We start from the raw sequence: 18,137 nt of genomic DNA, 5'->3' as shown, positions 1-18,137 counted from the left end.
AAAGATCGGGGCGGCCCGAAGGCCGCCCCGATCTCTTTATGTTGAGGTTGGTTAGAACGCGTACTTCAGCGAGAGCTGAATGTGGCGTTCCGTGGAGTTCGTGTTGGTGATCTGGCCGAAAGTTGTGTTTGAAACACCGCTGTCCGGCGGAGAGTAGCTGGCGATGTTGAAGGCGTTGAAGAAGTCGGCGCGGAAGTCGAAGTGCTGCTCTCTCCAGACACTGAAGGACTTTGCGACCGACATATCGACCTGTTCGTATCCGGGACCACGGAGGGAGAACGGGCGAACATCTCCAAACGAAGTGGCTGACTGCTGTTGGAAGACGCAGGTGCCATTGTCCTGGTCCGCCACGCAAGCGGCTCCGGGATTTGTACCTTGCACGTTCGGTCCCCACCAGGCGCTGATGGAGCGGCCGGTTACATGCAGAGGACGGAGTTGATTCGGTCGAGCATCGGCAGCATGAAGAGAGCTCGAATAGTGTGAAGGTGAGGTCAGTGTGACCGGGAAGGCCCCGTAGGAAACATTGGAGCCCGAAAGCTTCCATCCGCCTACTGCTTCGTCGAGCACACGGTTCATGTTCCCGCCGAAACGCTTTCCGCGGCCAAAGGGAAGGTCATAGGTGCCGGTCACGCTGAGGGCATGCCGGGTGTCGAATCCGGACGGTCCCCATTCTGAACGCATATCGTATGCATTCTGCTGATAGTACTGACCGCTGATGCTCGAGACACCGTAATAGCCGAAGCTGTCTGTCAGAGACTTCGAATATGTGTAGTTCGCAGTCAGTTCCAGACCAGCAGTAAGACGCTGGCGGAAGACGGCCTGCAGCGCGTTGTAGTTGCTGGCGCCGTTCGTCAAGCTGAACTTGACGATACCGTTCTGGCCGACGATATCGGCATAGGGTGCGGTTCCACCGATTGAGGTGAGCTGGTTGCCCCACCAGGGATCGGTCAGGTGATGTCCAAGAATACCGACGTATCCGACCTGAATCGTCGAGCTAGGGGTCAGCTCATATTCGCTCATCAGCGTGAATTCTTGCGTGGACGAGGGCTTCAGGTCTTTTGGCCACACATAGAATGTCGTGGTCGCAGCCTGGGTAGTCGGAAATCCGTCGACCGTCGAGTAGAACTGACCGTTCGAGGCGTCCGAAGGATTCACACCGAGCTGTTCGAAGTCGGTGTGGAAGGGTGGGTTCTGCGTGAGGCGGAGGTTCGCGCCCATGCCTTCGAGATAGCTGGTGATACCGTAACCGCCGCGAACCACAAAGCGGGGCGTGGCCTGGTACGCAAAACCGAATCTTGGCTGGAATTGCGTATAGGTCGGATCGTAAAGAGCCCTGCTGGCGCCATTCACGCCGGCATAAATGATCTGGCCTGTGTTGGTATCGATATTTGCCATCTTGTTGTTGACTTCATAGATGGGCTGATCGTATTCCCAACGGACGCCAAGGTTGAGCGTCATCTTGTCGGTGACCTTCCAGTCGTCCTGTGCAAAGACACCATCACGCCACTGCCGTTGACCGGTCAGGCCGGTAACATTGCCGATCTGAACGTCGTTGGCGCGGTCGAGAATGAAGTCTGCAAAGGGATAGAACGTGCTTGCGGAAGGCAGCGAAGAATACTGTCCGTTATAGGTGAAGTCGCCGAGCTCGCCGTCGTTACCAGGGTAAAAGCTGTTTTGCTGATAGCGAGCAAACTGAACGCCGAACTTGAAGAGGTGCTTGCCACGCTGCCACGTGAGGTTGTCGGCATATTCAAAGACGTTGTCCACGAATATTTCCGGCGTCGGGTTAGCGCCAAATCCATCAAGATAGCCCGGACCGGGAGCTGTTGTGCCGCCTATACCGTTAATTGACTGCTGGCTGAATCCTTGTACCTGCTGCGGATTGCTCGGAATGCCCACGATGGAGTTGCCGTTGAATCCGAAAATGCCGCTGGGGTCGGTTGTAACGCCGCTGTTGAACTGGATACGCGAGTAAGAAGCGCGCGCGTAGTTCACAATCTCCGGAGAGAGTGTGTGCGTCCACGTGATGGTGCCGAGGTGATCGGGATAGTTCGAGGCAGATGGAAACTGAACAGGGATCGGCACGGCAACCGTTCCGTCCTGGGCGTAACCCTGGGAGTAGCGGGCAGAGAGCGTGTCGTTGTTGTGAATGTTCCAATCAATCTTGACGTCGCCCTGGTCATTGCGTGAGAAGACCTTGCTCGGCCCGATGTAGTTTTGATAAATATCCAACGGGTCGGTCGTGCTCTGGTGGTTTGGCAGAGGATAGGCTTCTGGATGGGAGAACAGGAACGCAGCTACCGGGCTGAGAATGGGAATCTGGTTATTCGCGTACGCCGGGCGCCCTGGGGCCTGGGTATCGTAAAGGTGGATGCCGAGGTTTTGCAGAACGGAGAGGTCACCAGTTCTGAAAGCCGCAGGAGCTACGCTGGCCGTAGCCTGACCGCTCGAATGGTAGCGGAAGCCCTCATAGTCGATGAAAAAGAAAAGCTTGTTTTTGATGATCGGACCACCAAGGGTCCCACCAAAAATAGTCTGCGTATAGGCGCTCTTAGGAACCCCTTGAAAATCGTGCTGCCAGCTATTGGCATTCAGATTGTCGTTGGACAGGAAACCGAAACCGCTTCCATGTATCTGATTGCTGCCGCTTTTCATAACCATGATGACTTCGCCGCCGTTGACATTTCCAAATTCAGCATTGGCATTCGAAGCGACCACGCGGACCTGTTCGAGCGAGTCGGGGCTAGGGCTGTAACCGATCGTGTTGTTCAGGTTTTCGTTGATTTCCTGGCCGTCCAGCAGGAAGTTGTTCGACTGCTGACGGCTACCGTTGACGTTCGCTTCGTTGTTGGCGTTGGTCGAACGCTCGGAAGAGTTCGATGAACTGCCACTCACCGAACCATACGTGCCATAACCGGTCGAAACTGCGCCGGGCGTGAACACCGTCAGCTGCGAGAAATCGCGTCCATTGAGAGGAACACTGTTGATGGTGTTTTCAGTGAAGGTCTCGCCGTTGGTGGCGTTTTCCGTTTGCAGGATAGGCTGCGTGTTTTCCTGAACCGTAACCGTGGTGCTGGTCTGGCCGATAGAGAGCGGAATATCGATCTTGGCGACCTGGTCAATTTCAAGAGAGAACGGTCCATAGTGGGCGGTGTTGAACCCCTGAATTTCAACGGTCAGGGTGTACTGGCCGATCTGCAAAAAGCGAATCGAGTACTCGCCTGCATTGTTGGTGTTGTCAGTGGTTTTTACGCCGGTGGCCGTATTGATCGCGGTAACTTTGGCGTTCGGAACAATAGCGCCGCTGGGATCGGTGATCGTACCGCGGACCGATCCGGTGACCGTCTGCGCCATGCCGCTAAGACAGACTGCAAACGATAGCAGAAAGCTCCACAACAGCAATGTGGATTTCTGTTTCATAATGTGTTGCCTCCAAACACTTGTCGAATCAGGTTGAACGTCGAATTCATGCAATGGACCAGATCTATGGCCGGTCTAGGATTTATGCCGGATCGATTTCCGGTCTCGTTTCTGTGAAGCCAACGTCAAAATCGAACTCCAGGCTGATTGAGTTCGTGAAAGTTAGAAGACAACTTAATCGACGTTTATTAACAATTGCAAGAAAGAAAAGAAAGCCTGAAAAGACCGTTCGGTCGCTTGTATAGACTTTTGTAGGTGCCGGCCAAACGCTCTACGATTCCCTGTATTTGCAGTCGATTGCGAGGGAAGGGTATGGGGTCGGTTAAGCGTTTAGCGAAACTTTTCGAAAATAGTCGCCGGTCAGTGCGCAGCGAATCGAAGCATTAAGAAATAAAAAGATTATTAAGATCCGAATCGGTAACCGCGTTCAGTATGCTTTGTCCGTCTCGAGCTTGCGCGAGCCATCATGCCACGAAAGTTGTACGCCAGAGGCGAACGTCCGTAGTAAAGGAGGCCTGGGAATCCGAATCAGAAGAGTTGAGCGGGCAAGAAAAAGCCCCTGCCTAGGCAGGGGCTTGTCTTTTCAGTCTTTCGCTGGCTAAAGCTTTCGTTAGCCAGCGAAAGATTGGTTAGAAGTTGTAGTGCAGCGACATCTGGATGATACGCGGCTGTGAGCGGGTATCGTTGATCTGTCCAAAGGTGCTGTCGCTGATGTTGGCATCGGGATAGTTGTAGCTGGCGATGTTGAAGGCGTTGAAGAAGTCCGCACGGTATTCGATGTTCTGACTCTCCGTGATCTTGAATGCCTTGCCAGCCGAGAGGTCGATCTGCTCGAAACCAGGAGCGCGCTCAGAGCCGTTAGCGGCGCTGCCGAACTCACCCGTGGCTTCAGGTCCGTAGGCGCAGGCGCCATTGTTGGAACCAGCGGTCGTAGGATCGCAGGGCGTTGCCGAAGGATCGTTACCGAACCAGTTTGCAATGCTGCGGTTGCGGACCACGAGCTTGCGGTACTGATTCGCACGCGCGGAACCCGAGTTTACTGCTGCATAGTTCGGACCCGAGACGGTGACGGGCAGGCCGGAGTAAACGATAGCCGTACCGGTCAGCTTCCAGCCACCGGCTGCTTCGTCGATCCAGCGGTTCATGTTGGTGCCGTAGCGCTTGCCGCGTCCGAAGGGCAGTTCATAGACGCCGGTTGCGTTCAGATTGTGACGGACGTCCATGCTGGACGGGCCGTAGTCTGCGTGGCCGTTGTAGGCGTTCTGCCAGTAGGCGCTGTAGTTCGGGCCGTAGTCGTTGCTGATGTTACCGCCCGAATTGGCGCCGTAGAAGCCAGGATTGTTCGACAGGGCCTTGGCGTAGGTGTAGTTCACGGTATATTCCACACCATTGTGCTCGCGGTGACGAACCGTGACTTGCATGCCGTTGTAGTTCATCATCGAGTTCGACTGCGTCTCGACGATGCTGCCGCTCTGGCCTACGAGGTTGAAGTAAGGAGCGACTGCACCAGGAGCGGTGAGCTGGTTGGCGGCGCGAGCATCAACCAGGTGCTGACCGGTCTGGCCAACGTAGCCTACCGAAACCGAGGTCTGGTTGCTGAGCTGGTATTCAGCCGAGAGGGTGAACTCCTGGATGAAGGCCGGGCGCAGGTTGCTGTCCCAGGCACGCAGCGTGTTGGCGCCAGTGCTGCCGGAGATGTTTGCCGGGAGGGCATTTTCCGCGGTCAACGGGGTGCCGGCGGTCGTGGCCGATCCCTGCAGCGCTGTGTACTGGTATGCGGGCTGGAAGGGCGGGTTGAAGTTCAGGCGGAGGTTGGCGCCTGTGCCCTCGAGGAAGTTGGTGATGCCGTATCCGCCACGGATAACCCAGCGATCCTTCGGCTGGTATGCAAATCCAATGCGGGGCATGAAGTTGGTGTACGTGGGGTGGTAGAGAGCGTGACCGTCGCCGAAGACCTTGGCGGCTGCGGCGGTGCCGGCGTAGTAGTACTGACCGGTGGCCAGGTCCACGTTCGCCTGCTTGTCGTTGACTTCATAAATAGGCTGATCGTATTCCCAGCGGAGGCCGAGGTTCAGGGTCAGCTTGTCGGTTGCCTTCCAATCGTCCTGGAAGAAGAAGCCATCGCGGTACTGGCGCTGGCCGGAGCGACCCACGTCAGCAGAAACGCCGGCGTAGTAAACATCGTTGGCGAGGAAGTCCGAGACGTCGTTGCCGGTGAAGCTGCCGCCGTACTCTTCGTTACCCATGATGCCGTCATTGCCGGGGTAGAAGTTGTTCTGCTGATAGCGAACAATTTCCGTGCCCATCTTCAAGGTATGCTTACCCAGCTCCATGGTCAGGTTGTCGCCATAGGTGAAGATGTTGTTGATCAGGCTGCTGCCGGAGCAATCGGTACCTACGCCGGTCAGATACGACAGGTTGTTGCTACCGCCATTGGAGTTCCAGCTCTGGGCAGTGAAGCCGTCGCAGGGCTGGTTGGGGAAGTTGATGCCGACGATCGAATCGCCTTTCGTTCCAAACTGGCCGGTGGTGTCAACAGGAGTGCCCTGTACCCAGCGAACACGTGACCAGCCCGCGCGGAACTCGTTCACGATAGAAGGGCTGAAGGTGTGGACTTCGTTGATGGCCAGCCCCTTGAACGGATAGCTGTTGGTGGTGGGGAAGGTGATGGCGATCGGAGTTTCAGGGGTGGCGTCAGAAGCTTCGCCCTGCGAGTAGCGGACAGCCAGCACGTCTTTCGCGCCGTAGTGCCAGTCGATCTTGATGTCGCCCTGATCGTTGCGTTCGGTCTTGTGATACGCGCCGATGTAGTTGTTCTGAGCAATAGTATGGCTCGTAGGTGCCTGGTTCGGCAGCGGGTACAGCTCGGGATGCGCAAACAGGAAGGCAGCCACGGGGTTGGTGACCGGGACCTGATTGTTTGCGTAAGGCAGACGAACTCCGTTTACCCAATGGTAAAGCTGGGTTCCAAGTGACGAGAAGTCGCCGTTGCGGAAGGCTTGCGGAATAACGCTAACCGTTTGGGTACCGCCGGTCTGATAGCGGGCGCCCTCGTAATCAGCGAAGAAGAAGAGCTTGTCCTTCATGATGCGTCCGCCAACTGTGCCGCCGAAAACCGTCTGGGTAAAGGGCTGCTTCGGATTGCCAGCAAAGTTATTTCCCCAGGAGTTGGCGTCGAGGTTGGCATTCTGGAGGAAGCCAAAGGCCGAACCGTGGTACTGGTTGCCACCGCTCTTGATCACCGCGATCACATCGCCACCGTTGACGTTGCCGTATTCGGCGGCAGCGTTCGAGGTGATGACCGTCAGGTTCTCAATCGCGTCCGGGCTCGGGTTGTAGCCGATGACGTTGTTGATGGTTTCGTTGATTTCGACACCGTCCAGCAGGTAGCTGTTCGTCTGGTTACGGTTGCCGTTCACCGAGACCTGGCCGCCCTGGTTGGTGTCGCGCTCAATGGCGTTCTGGCCGGTCATGCCCGCGGGGTTGGTCACCACGGCTCCGGGAAGAAACTCGGTCGCTGACGAGAAATTGCGGCCGTTCAGCGGCATGTTCTGGATGGTGTTCGCGGTAAAGGTGCCTGCCAGCGTGGCGTTGTCCGTATCAAGGATGGGCTGGAGGTTGCCGCTGACCGTTACGGTCTGGGTGGCGTTGCCCGGGGCGAGCTTGGCGTCGATCTTGGCGATCTGGTTGACTTCCAGCGTGAACTGCGACGAAACGAAGTTCGCGAAGCCGGGGTTGCCGATGGTTACCTGGTAGTGGCCGATCTGCAGGAAGCGGAGGTTGTAGTCGCCGCTGCCGTTCGTTGTCGCCTTGGTCTCAACGCCCGTGTCGATGTTGCGAGCAGTTACGGTCGCGTTGGGAATGATTGCTCCGGAGGGGTCCGTTACCGTTCCGTTGATGGAGCCGGTAATCGTCTGCGCCATGCCGCTGAAACAGACTACGGCCGACAGGACCGATGTCCCCAGGAGTGTGAATCTGTGTTTCATGTATTGCCTCCAAGCACGTGCTTGTCAGATAGAGTGGAACGTTAAGAGAAACCATCAATCCGCGAACCCCACTTCTATTGGTCCGCGTTTTTTGCCGGATCGCTATCCGGTCTCGTTGCTGGAAAGGTTACGTAGCCTTGAGAACAACAGCCCATTCATCCAAGGCAAATATAAAAACAACGTAACTGACGATTATTGGCAAAAGCAAGCGGCCGGGAAGCCTGAAAGCGACCGTTCGGTTTCTTGTACGTTCTTTTGTATTGCGCCGAAAAAGGCCTATTATTTGCGGGATTTTTACATATGTCTTAAGCCGGATAAAATTTAATTTTTACGGGCAATCCGGCTCTTTAAATGATTGATAAGAGGCAGTCCGGGCTCAAAAGAAACAAAAGCATATTTATCCGGTTGTTACGATAGTGGCCCCGCGTCTATTGAAAAGTGGAGATTTTCCCACTTTGAACACGAATACAAAAGTTGTAGAGAATTGTGCTTTTGGTTAACCCCCTTCCGGGGACTGAAAGCGGCTCTGGCGCTGCCGGGCCTGTGTTCGGCGGGCGGTGCGCCGAAGACCGGCGCGTCCTGCAACCTCAAAGACCTCGTTGTTATTTAGAGAGGAACAAGTAGGCAGTGCAGGGCCGGATTTAGGTAGAATGGAACAATATGCCCAAGTATTCCATCGTCGTCCCTTTCCACAACGAAGAAGAGAACATCACTGCCATGTACGACCGGCTGAAGGCTGTCATGGAGCAAGTCGGTGACAGCTTCGAACTGGTGCTGGTAGACGATGGATCGAGCGATCGCAGCTACAAGTTGCTCGAAGAGATCGCCGCGGTGGACAGCCGCGTCCTGGTCGTCAAGCTGCGCCGCAATTTCGGTCAAACCTCCGCGCTGGCCGCAGGCTTCGATCACGCGCAGGGCGAATTCATCCTCGCCATGGATGGAGACCTGCAGCACGACCCCGCGGAAATTCCGAACTTCCTCGAAAAGCTCGAAGAGGGTTACGACGTCGTCAGCGGATGGCGTAAGGAACGTATCGACAACTTCGTGATGCGCCGTTTCCCCTCGCGTTGCGCGAACTGGTTGATGGCCAAGCTGTCGGGCGTGGATATCCACGACTTCGGCACGACTTATAAGGCGTATCGCCGCGAAGTCATCCACAATATCCCCCTATATGGCGAGATGCACCGGTTCATTCCCGCGCTGGCAGCCTGGTATGGCGCGAGCATCTGCGAAATTCCGATCAAGAACGTGAATCGCGAGCGTGGCAAGTCGCACTACGGTATCGGTCGCACCTTCCGCGTCTTCTTCGACCTGCTGACGATCCGCTTCCTGCTGAAGTACATGACGCGCCCGCTGCATTTCTTCGGCATCTTCGGAGCGCTGGGTATTCTCTTTGGCGGAATGATCTCAATCTTCCTCGCCGCGTTGAAACTCTTTACGCACCAGCATGTGATGGATCAGCATGGTCCCTTGTTTGTCGTAGCTGGTGTGCTGATTCTCGGCGGCATCCAGATGCTGGCCATCGGACTGCTGGGTGAGCTCCAGGTGCGGCATTATCACACCTCGCAGCAGCGTGCTCCGTACACGATCGACCGGCTGGTGCGCCTGCGCGCGCCGGGCGAACCGAGCCTGTTGCAGGAAGACTAAAGCTTCGGCCGGCGAAGCCGGCCGGTCTCCATGCAGGCGCGGTCTTAAAATTCCTCACGATTCCACACCTGGCAGGCGCGAATGACACAGCAAGCTTCCGCGGTCTTGGCTGAAGATGCTCCAGCCGAGACCCATGCACGATCTCAAACGTCCGCCCACAACCCTGCCTTGGATGGGGTCCGCGGCATCGCAATCCTCCTGGTTCTGATGACCCACCTGGGCGCAATCGTGCGCTCGCAGCCAGTGTTGAGCGCGGTTATGGGGACGGGATGGCTGGGCGTCGATCTGTTCTTCGTCCTCTCCGGCTTTCTGATCACGAGAATTCTGATCGCCACCCGCACGGATCCGCGGTACTACCACCGCTTCTATGTACGGCGTGGTCTGCGCATCTGGCCTTTGTATTACGCGTTCGTGGTGGGAATGTACCTGTTGCTGACCCTGGCCTCGCGTGTAGGTTCCATTCAGCACTTTGCGGCATCTCGCGGGCAGGATCTCCACCTCAGCCTGCCTTTGATCTGCTACCTGTTGTTTATTCAGAATCTGCTGGGTTTCGGCGATATGCTCGGCATGACCTGGTCGCTCTGCATCGAAGAGCATTTTTACCTGATCTGGCCGGTTCTCCTGCGGCGGCTATCGCTGGAGACAGTCAAGAAGATTCTCTGGGTCGCGTTTGCTCTATCTCCTGTGCTGCGTGTTGGCTATTATCTTTTCGCGCTCTCGCGCCACATAAGCTACCCCGACTATCACGCCACGATCTACCACTCCACTCCCTTTCACCTTGACTCGATCATTGCGGGCAGCCTCCTGGGTATTTATTGGGTGGAGCATGAGGGCAGCAAGTTCCTCCGTCCCATATTTGGATGGATGGCGGCCATTGGACTGCCGCTCTGCGTCATATGCCTGATCTTCGAGCGGACCGGTTTCGTGGGGTGTCTCCTCTACTCCGCTGCTTCGGTTTTGTTCACTGGATGCGTCGGACTTGTCCTGTTCGGATGGCAAAAGTGGCTCCTGTTAAATCGGCAGCTCCGGTATATGGGCAAGATCAGCTTCGGCTTTTACCTGTTCCACCCGGTGATCGTCGACATTCTGCAAAGCCACCCCCTGCTTCACAAGCTTTTCCCGCTTTCAAGCGTTTTTGTGATGGAACTTTGCGGAGCGGTTCTCGCTGTGTCGCTGAGCCTGGCTCTGGCCGCTGCATCATTCGCGTGGTTCGAGAGTCCGATCCTGCGGCTTAAGTCGAGGCTGGCTCCGTAGCTCCGACCTGGAAAAGAGATGTAATCTCTGCGAATCACGTGTAGGTTTTATCACCAGAGGATCCTGGCGTGACGAACACGACCGTTCTGGTTTTCATTCTGATTCTGGGCGTAGTCAGCGGGCTACGTTCCATGACCGGCCCGGCGGCCGTCTGCTGGGGTTCGCGTCTCGGCTGGCTCGGGTTGGCCGGCACTCCTTACGCATTTACGGCACATCTTCCAGCGGTCATCATCTTTACGATCTGCGCCGCTGGTGAGTGGGTTGCGGACAAGCTGCCGAAGACCCCGAAGCGTACTTCTCCGGCGCCTCTATTCTTTCGCCTGCTTGTGGGAGCACTCTGCGGCGTGGTGCTGGCTGCTGCCGGTCACGTCGCCACGGGTGCGGGAGTGGCTTTCGGGGCGATCGGCGCGCTGATCGGTTCCTTTGCCGGATATCACATTCGCCGTGCGCTTACCGTCAGCGCCGGGCTTCCCGACTTTCCGATAGCGCTTCTTGAAGATTTCATTGCGGTTGCAGGCGGCCTGTGGGTGGTTTCCCGCTTCTAAACCTGTTGTTTAGAGGCGAGAATGACGGAAAAATACGACGCGATCATCGTGGGCTCGGGGCAGGGCGGCAATCCGTTGGCCATGGCGCTGGCTCGATCCGGAAAACGTACGGCCATAGTCGAGGTAAAGCACGTCGGCGGCACCTGTGTGAACGAGGGCTGCACCCCGACCAAGACCATGGTCGCCAGCGGTCGCGTGGCGTATCTCGACAGGCGTTCAGCCGATTACGGAGTCCACTCCGGAGAAGTTTTCGTAAACATGAGCGAGGTCCGCAACCGCAAGCGTGGTGTGGTTGATGAATTCCGTACCGGCAGCGAAAAGAGCCTTGAGAAGACCGAGCACCTTGAGCTGATCCGGGGACGCGCTTCTTTTATCGCCCCGAAGGAGCTCACGATTGCGCTTAACGAGGGCGGTTCGAAGACAATCACCGCCGATACGATCGTTCTGAACGTGGGCCTGCGCAATGCGGTGCCGAAAGTCGACGGTCTGCGCGACCTGGTGGACACGAAGAGCCCGTTGATTCTCAACAACGAATCCATTATGGAGCTGGACCAGTTGCCGGAGCATCTTGTGGTGCTCGGCGGCGGATACATCGGCATTGAATTCGGACAGATGTTCCGCCGCTTCGGCAGCCGCGTGACGATCATCAACGATGGCCCTAAGCTTCTTGGAAGAGAAGACGCAGATATTGTCGAGGAAGTGAAGCAGATTCTCGTCGAGGACGGTATCGAGCTTCTGCTCGGCACGAAGCTTTCATCAGTCGAGGCAGCTGGTTCTGTGCTGAGGATAAATGCAGGCGGCAAGACCATTGAGGCCTCGCACCTGTTGCTGGCCGCCGGCCGCGTGCCCAACTCTGATTCGCTCAACTGCGAAAAGTCCGGCGTTGCGTGTGATGAACGCGGCTACATCAAGGTGAACGACCAGCTCGAGACGCTCGTTCCCGGTATTTACGCGATTGGCGATGTGAAAGGTGGCCCCGCCTTCACGCATATCTCCTATGATGATTACCGCGTGCTCAAGACGAATCTTACAGGCGACGGTGGAGCGAGCATTCGCGGACGCATGGTTCCTTACACCGTCTTCATGGATCCGCAGCTCGGACGCATCGGTATAACGGAAACCGAAGCGCGTGAACAGGGAAAAAAGATTCGCGTAGCGAAGATGCCGATGAAGTCGGTGGCGCGCGCCATTGAAACCGGTGAGACCCGTGGCGTGATGAAGATCGTCGTGGATGCCGAAAGCGAGCAGATCCTTGGAGCTGCGATTCTCGGGATCGAAGGCGGAGAGGTCGCGTCCATGATCCAGATTGCGATGATGGGCGGATTGAAGTACACGGCTCTACAGAATGGCATCTTCTCGCATCCCACCCTCTCTGAGGCGTTGAATAATGTTTTCTCGCACTGGGTAGAGGAATAATGCCGGTCAACACCTGGTCCGAGTGAAGCGTCTACATTAGTAGGAATGAACCTGCACTCTTCGGAGACGATAGAACGATGGCGGTAGCGAACGCGGGCATTCGAAAGCAGCCAGGAAGCGTGCTTGACCCGCTCTGGTTTAAAGACGCGATTATTTATGAGCTGCACGTAAAGGCCTTTGCCGATAGCAACAACGACGGCATCGGAGACTTTCCCGGCCTGATGCAGCGGCTCGATTATCTGCAGGACCTGGGCGTCACGTGTATCTGGCTTCTGCCGTTCTTCCCGTCTCCGCTGCGCGACGATGGATACGATATCGCCGACTACATGAGCGTGCATCCGAGTTACGGAACCGTCGAGGACTTCCGTGCGTTTCTGGAAGCGGCTCACAAGCGCGGACTGCAGGTAATGATCGAGCTGGTCATCAACCACACGTCAGATCAGCATCCGTGGTTCCAGGCTGCACGCAATGCTGCTCCGGGTTCGCCTGAGCGCGACTTCTACGTGTGGAGTGATACCGACCATCTGTACTCCGACGCACGCATCATTTTCACTGACACGGAGAAGTCCAACTGGTCGTGGGATCCTGTCGCGAAGGCGTATTACTGGCACCGCTTTTTCTCGCACCAGCCGGATCTCAACTTCGATAATCCACGCGTGCTGGAAGAGGTTCTCAAAGTTCTGCGCTTCTGGCTCGACATGGGTGTGGATGGCCTTCGACTTGACGCGGTGCCGTATCTTGTCGAGCGCGATGGCACCAACTGCGAGAACCTTGATGAGACTCACGTTGTCATCAAGGCCATGCGGCAGGCCATCGACGAGCGCTATGCGAATCGCATGATTCTTGCGGAAGCGAACCAGGTACCGGCGGACGTTCGCCCCTACTTCGGCGATGGCGACGAGTGCCACATGGCCTTTCATTTTCCGCTGATGCCACGAATCTACATGGCGTTGGGACAGGAAGATAGCACCCCAATCATCGACATCATGGCAAAGACGCCGGACATTCCGGAGAACTGCCAGTGGGGACTGTTCCTGCGCAACCATGATGAGCTGACGCTCGAGATGGTGACGGGCGACGAGCGCGATTACATGTACCTGGCTTACAGTGGCGATCCGCGCATGCGCATTAATGTGGGAATCCGCCGCCGCCTGGCCCCGCTGCTCGACAACAACCGCCGCCGCATGGAATTGCTGAACAGCCTGCTGTTCTCGTTTCCGGGTACACCTATTTTGTATTACGGCGATGAGATCGGCATGGGCGACAACATCTATCTTGGCGACAGGAATGGTGTGCGTACTCCGATGCAATGGTCCGGCGATCGCAATGCAGGTTTCTCGCGCTGCAATCCGGCGAAGCTGTACAGTCCGGTCATTATGGATCCGCTGTGGGGCTACCAGTCGATTAACGTGGAAGCCCAGATGGGAGATCCATCGTCTCTGCTGAACTGGATGCGCAACATGATCGCGTTGCGCAAGCTCTTCCAGGTGTTCGGCCGCGGTACGCTGCGCTTTCTCAGTCCGTCCAATCGAAAGATCCTGGCTTATATTCGCGAGTACAAGGATGAGCTGGTGTTGTGCGTGGCGAATCTCTCGCGTGACTGGCAGCCGGTGCAGCTTGACCTATCAGACCTTGTCGGCATGATGCCGGTCGAAATGATCGGTTATGTGCCGTTCCCGGTGATCACGGAGGAATCCTATCCCCTCACCGTAGGGCCGTACGGATTTATCTGGCTTGAGCTGCAGCCGCCTCCTGTTGCTGCCTAACGAAGTTAAGAACGAGGAACGATGGCAAGAATCGAATTTCCCGAGGAAACACGCAGACGCATCGAACAGATCGGCGGGGCCGACCTGGTGATCGGCGTGGCGGGCACGGTCGATGTGCAGCAGCTTCGACAGCGCGCCGCATCGGCACTTGCCGGCATGCCGGGCAAGGTTGTCATTGCTTACTCTGACGCCAGTGCCGATGCAGCGCAGGGAAGCGAAAGCACCATGACCTCAGCGGAATTTCTGCCTTATCCGCAGGATACGCTCGATCCGGGCTCGACGCCGTGGTCGCAGGCTGCCTCCGCGCATCGCGCCGTCCTCTCGCTCGCTGCAAATCTTGAAGCGCATGCCTGCGCGGTCATTCACAGCGATCTTGGAAACTTTGCGCCTGAGCCGCTTGCGCTGCTCACCACGCCGGTGCGCGATGGGCAGGCTGATCTGGTGATGCCGGTGTATCCCGAAGGCAAGTATGACGGCCTTTTGAACAAGTGCATGCTGGCGCCGTTATCGCGGGTACTGTTTGGTAAGCGTGTGCGGTATCCGCTGGCGTTTGATTTCGCGGTGTCGTCGCGATTCATTCCGAAGCTGGCGGATGCGAACGCAGGACGCGGTGCTCCAGCGGCTCCGCTCATGTGGCCTGTCAACCTGGTTGCGACAGGCGATGGCATCATCGAGCAGGCGAGGCTTGCTGCGCAGCACACCATGCTTACCGAAGGGCTCGATCTGACAGCCGTATTGACGCAGTTAGCCGGCTCGCTCTTCCAGGAGGTGGAAAACTGCGCCGCATTCTGGCAGAGGGTTCGAGCTTCGCACTCGATGAATACGCTCGGCATCCCTTCGGCCGAAACTCCGACGGATGTTCGCCCGATGGACGTGCGGCCCATGGTCGAGAGCTTCTCGCTGGCGACCCGCAACCTCGAAGAAATCTGGCGGTTGGTCATTCCGCCGGTTACACTGCTGGAGTTGAAGCGTCTGGCGCGTCTTGATCCGCTGGAATTCCGCATGCCCGATCAGCTTTGGGTGCGCGCGATTTACGACTTCGCACTCGGCTACCGCGTGCGCAACATCAGCCGCGTGCACCTGCTGGGCGCGCTCACTCCGTTGTACCTCGGCTGGGTGGCCTCATATGCCACCGAGATGGCCAACGCATCCGACGAGCAGGCTGAACAGCGCGTGGAGCAGCTGGCCCAGGCCTTCGAAGAAAACAAGCCGTATCTGCTGGCCCGCTGGAGATGGCCGGATCGCATGAACCTGTAAGGAGGATCAAGCCATGTGGGAACAGGTAGAACAGTCACTGCGCGATTCAATGGCACGCGTCACGACCAAGGTCGCGACGTTGCTGCCCGGCATCCTGGCATTTGTAGTGGTGCTTGCGATTTCGGTCGCAATCGCGTGGCTGCTGGCGTGGGTAGTACGCCGCATCCTCACCGCGGTGAAGTTTGACGAGCGCATCAGCCGCGGCAACAGCGGTATCTCGGAGTGGGCTCCGACCTATACTCCGACAATCGTGATCACTCGCACGGTGTTCTGGGGGTTCCTGATCATCGGCCTGCTCGTCGGGATCTCGGCCTTTGAAGCGGCCTCCGCCGAGTCAGGCATTTCAGAGTATGTCTTCACCTACGTGCCCCACATTATTGGTGCTGCGATTCTTCTGCTGGTCGGCAATATCGTTGCGCGATTCCTTTCGCGCAGCGTGCTAATCACCGCGGTGAATCTGAACCTGCATTATGCACGGCTGCTGGCCACCGGGGTGAAGTGGCTGGTGATGGTGCTGACTGCGGCCATGGTGCTTGACCATCTCTCAATCGGCGGCCAGATCGTCGACCTGGCCTTCGGCATTCTCTTCGGAGGCATCGTTCTGGCGCTGGCGCTGGCAGTAGGCCTGGGATCACGCGACCTGGTAAGCCGCTCGCTCGAGAAGGAAGCCGTCAAGCCGATCGAGATGCCGGTGCAGGAAGAACGTCTGCGGCACTTTTAAAGTCTGGGCGGCGCATTCGATAGATCAATGCTTCTAGGCATGGTGCGCCGCCAGAAATCTCTTGTATTCGGTATTCAGTGCTTCTGCGAAGCTGTTCAAGGTCAGCAGTTGCGCTTGTAGTATCTGAACTTTCGCCTTGATGACGCGCGCGTCTTCAGGTGACGGATCAGCGTCTTTTCCACTGGTTCCCGCAAAAAACGAGATGCTCTCTGTCGCGTCTCGCAGTGCCTGATGCTGAATGTTGTTGTAGTCCTGTTGCACCCCGTAAATGCGCGCGTACTCCTTCGCAAGATCGTAGGGCATATAAGCGAGAGCTCCTGTTGTCTGCGCGGTCTTCCAGCTTACTTCATCGAAGGAACGAATACGCCAGGATATGGACATGGACTTGTCTTTCATCGGCTGTTTATCGATGAAGCCCTGCAGCACGGAGACATCGCTGTCGAGAGTTTTTTGCTGCGCATGGATGTCGTCGATGACGCCCTGCATCTCCGCAGCGTTGGAGTTAATCTCACCATACAAGCTAGCTTCGGCTTCGTGGGCGAGATGCCGATGATGTTCCCACTCCACACAGCCTTCGATGCCTACCGCGATGAGCAATCCAATCGTAATCGTCAAGAGATGAAGAAAGAAGTCGCGCATGCCGTGAATTTTCTCGTGAGGAGGATGTACATCGAGCATCAGGTCTGATTCTCCGTGCATCCATTCTGCCCGAAAATCAGTGTTTGCGCTTCAGGGCTTGCGTCGCTGCGTGATATCCACACATGCCATGCACGCCCCCGCCAGGAGGCGTTGACGCCGAGCAGAGGTAGATGTCCGGCGACGACGTTGCATACTCTCGAATAGTTGGGCGCAGAAACAGCTGCGTACCGCCCATAGATCCCCCTCCGACATCGCCGCCGATGAGGTTCGCATCCTGCCGTTCGAGATCGGCGGGAGATGTGACATGACGCGCCAGCACACAGTCTCGAAAGCCCGGAGCGAAGCGTTCTATCTGATCTTCGAGAGCCATCTGCACGTCCACCGTGCATCCGTTCGGAACATGGCAGTACGCCCAGGCGATGTGCCTGCCTTCAGGCGCGCGCGTTGAGTCGAAGAGGGTCGGCTGCGAGAGCAGCACGAAAGGACGTTCTGCAATGCGTTCATGTACCGTTTCGTATTCGCTGCGGGCAATCTCTTCGAAAGTTCCACCCAGATGTACGGTGGCCGAACGAAGGCATTCCTTCGCACGCCACGGAATCGGTCCGGAGAGAGCGTAATCGACCTTGAAGCTCCCCGGACCATGGCGGAAACCGCGCAGGCTGTTGCGGTACGCGGAGGAGAGCCGACCGCCTGCAATCTCCGCGAGCCGCGATGGTGCGACATCGCAGAGGGTGAGCCCGTCCGGCAATTCATCTAGAGATGCGATTCGTCGCGAAGTGTGAACCGTTCCACCGAGCGTGCGCAGGTACGCGATCAGGGCATTCGTGAGAGCCTGCGCGCCGCCGCGTGGAATCGGCCATCCGACCGAGTGGGCGGTCGCTGCAAACATTAAGCCGACAGCGGCAGTGAAGGGAGCATGAAGGTCGAGCATCGAGTGTGCAGCAAGCCCCGCGAACAAAGCACTGGTGCGCGGGCTGTGAAAGTTCAGATCACAGAGAAGCTTCGCGGAAAGAGCACCAGGCAATCCGAAACGCGCCATCAGGAGCGGATGTGAAGGAAAGCGCAGCATCGGCCCAAGCATATCTTCAGCAAGCGCGGGCCAGTTCTTCGCAAGCGGCTCTACAAGCCTTCTCCAGGCGCGCCCGTCGCGCCCGAATGCCTCTTCCGCAGATTGCACATCGCGTTCCAGCATGACCGCCGTGCCATCGTCGAGCGGATGCGCAACCGGAGCGGGCGAGTCTATCCACTCAAGCCCATATTGCTCCAGCGGCAGGGAAGAGAAGAAGGGCGAGCCAACGGCCATGGGGTGAACCGCCGATCCGAAGTCGTGCAGGAAGCCGGGAAGCGTCATCGGCATGGTGCGCGCCGCCCCGCCCGGCTGGGTCTCGGCTTCGTACACGTCGACCTTGTAGCCGGCCTGCGCCAGCACGATGGCTGCGGAAAGTCCGTTCGGTCCCGATCCGATGACAGAGGCACGCATCACTTG

10 protein-coding genes and 1 pseudogene are annotated in these 18,137 nt (G+C 57.3%); 7 read left to right on the top strand and 4 right to left on the bottom strand.

Translation table 11 applies throughout. The features are described from left to right. Positions 1-51 precede the first annotated feature (51 nt). Both LJD29_RS00590 and LJD29_RS00585 read right to left on the bottom strand, forming a co-directional pair. On the bottom strand, positions 52-3,420 hold the full coding sequence (locus LJD29_RS00590; RefSeq protein WP_446743806.1) for a TonB-dependent receptor: 3,369 nt from the start codon (positions 3,418-3,420) through the stop codon (positions 52-54). Positions 3,421-4,049: 629 nt separating this feature from the next. Next, the gene (locus LJD29_RS00585) at positions 4,050-7,406 is read right to left on the bottom strand and encodes a TonB-dependent receptor (RefSeq protein ID WP_446743805.1); all 3,357 of its coding nucleotides are present in this window, start codon (positions 7,404-7,406) and stop codon (positions 4,050-4,052) included. Between the two features lie 660 nt (positions 7,407-8,066). Here LJD29_RS00585 and LJD29_RS00580 point away from each other — a divergent pair. From LJD29_RS00580 to LJD29_RS00550, 7 genes and pseudogenes are all read left to right on the top strand, one after another. Continuing rightward, the gene (locus LJD29_RS00580; RefSeq protein WP_446743804.1) at positions 8,067-9,053 is read left to right on the top strand and encodes a glycosyltransferase family 2 protein; all 987 of its coding nucleotides are present in this window, start codon (positions 8,067-8,069) and stop codon (positions 9,051-9,053) included. Between the two features lie 81 nt (positions 9,054-9,134). Next, positions 9,135-10,307, top strand: a complete 1,173-nt coding sequence (locus LJD29_RS00575; RefSeq protein ID WP_446743803.1) for an acyltransferase family protein — start codon at positions 9,135-9,137, stop codon at positions 10,305-10,307. A gap of 68 nt (positions 10,308-10,375) precedes the next feature. Further along, on the top strand, positions 10,376-10,852 hold the full coding sequence (locus LJD29_RS00570) for a DUF4126 domain-containing protein (protein ID WP_446743802.1): 477 nt from the start codon (positions 10,376-10,378) through the stop codon (positions 10,850-10,852). Between the two features lie 21 nt (positions 10,853-10,873). Then, on the top strand, positions 10,874-12,268 hold the full coding sequence (locus LJD29_RS00565; protein WP_446743801.1) for a mercuric reductase: 1,395 nt from the start codon (positions 10,874-10,876) through the stop codon (positions 12,266-12,268). Between the two features lie 77 nt (positions 12,269-12,345). Beyond that, positions 12,346-14,022 (top strand): annotated as a pseudogene (gene treS, locus LJD29_RS00560) (maltose alpha-D-glucosyltransferase); the annotation flags it as partial. 33 nt (positions 14,023-14,055) lie between these two features. After that, entirely contained in the window at positions 14,056-15,291 is a 1,236-nt protein-coding gene (locus LJD29_RS00555) for a hypothetical protein (protein ID WP_446743800.1), read from the top strand. A 13-nt stretch (positions 15,292-15,304) separates the two neighbouring features. Continuing rightward, a complete protein-coding gene (locus LJD29_RS00550; RefSeq protein WP_446743799.1) occupies positions 15,305-16,012 on the top strand; it encodes a mechanosensitive ion channel family protein in 708 nt (235 codons plus the stop codon). Positions 16,013-16,045: 33 nt separating this feature from the next. On the opposite strand, the gene LJD29_RS00545 is transcribed toward LJD29_RS00550, so the two are convergent. Then, a complete protein-coding gene (locus tag LJD29_RS00545; protein ID WP_446743798.1) occupies positions 16,046-16,711 on the bottom strand; it encodes a hypothetical protein in 666 nt (221 codons plus the stop codon). Positions 16,712-16,727: 16 nt separating this feature from the next. After that, positions 16,728-18,131 carry a phytoene desaturase family protein gene (locus LJD29_RS00540; RefSeq protein WP_446745916.1) on the bottom strand — a complete coding sequence of 468 codons (1,404 nt, stop codon included), beginning with the start codon at positions 18,129-18,131 and terminating at the stop codon, positions 16,728-16,730. Positions 18,132-18,137 lie beyond the last annotated feature (6 nt).

It is taken from the genome of Silvibacterium acidisoli (assembly GCA_022870745.1).
GTDB lineage: Bacteria > Acidobacteriota > Terriglobia > Terriglobales > Acidobacteriaceae > Silvibacterium.
The sequence above is the reverse complement of the archived record's forward strand: the minus strand, read 5'-3'. Positions and strand labels throughout refer to the sequence as shown.

What these genes read in the sequence shown, in the direction of transcription:
- LJD29_RS00590 (WP_446743806.1), bottom strand. Translation starts at nt 3,420, where the DNA reads ATGAAACAGAAATCCACATTGCTGTTGTGGAGCTTTCTGCTATCGTTT.
- LJD29_RS00585 (WP_446743805.1), bottom strand. Translation starts at nt 7,406, where the DNA reads ATGAAACACAGATTCACACTCCTGGGGACATCGGTCCTGTCGGCCGTA.
- LJD29_RS00580 (WP_446743804.1), top strand. Translation starts at nt 8,067, where the DNA reads ATGCCCAAGTATTCCATCGTCGTCCCTTTCCACAACGAAGAAGAGAAC.
- LJD29_RS00575 (WP_446743803.1), top strand. Translation starts at nt 9,135, where the DNA reads ATGACACAGCAAGCTTCCGCGGTCTTGGCTGAAGATGCTCCAGCCGAG.
- LJD29_RS00565 (WP_446743801.1), top strand. Translation starts at nt 10,874, where the DNA reads ATGACGGAAAAATACGACGCGATCATCGTGGGCTCGGGGCAGGGCGGC.
- LJD29_RS00555 (WP_446743800.1), top strand. Translation starts at nt 14,056, where the DNA reads ATGGCAAGAATCGAATTTCCCGAGGAAACACGCAGACGCATCGAACAG.
- LJD29_RS00550 (WP_446743799.1), top strand. Translation starts at nt 15,305, where the DNA reads ATGTGGGAACAGGTAGAACAGTCACTGCGCGATTCAATGGCACGCGTC.
- LJD29_RS00545 (WP_446743798.1), bottom strand. Translation starts at nt 16,711, where the DNA reads ATGCACGGAGAATCAGACCTGATGCTCGATGTACATCCTCCTCACGAG.
- LJD29_RS00540 (WP_446745916.1), bottom strand. Translation starts at nt 18,131, where the DNA reads ATGCGTGCCTCTGTCATCGGATCGGGACCGAACGGACTTTCCGCAGCC.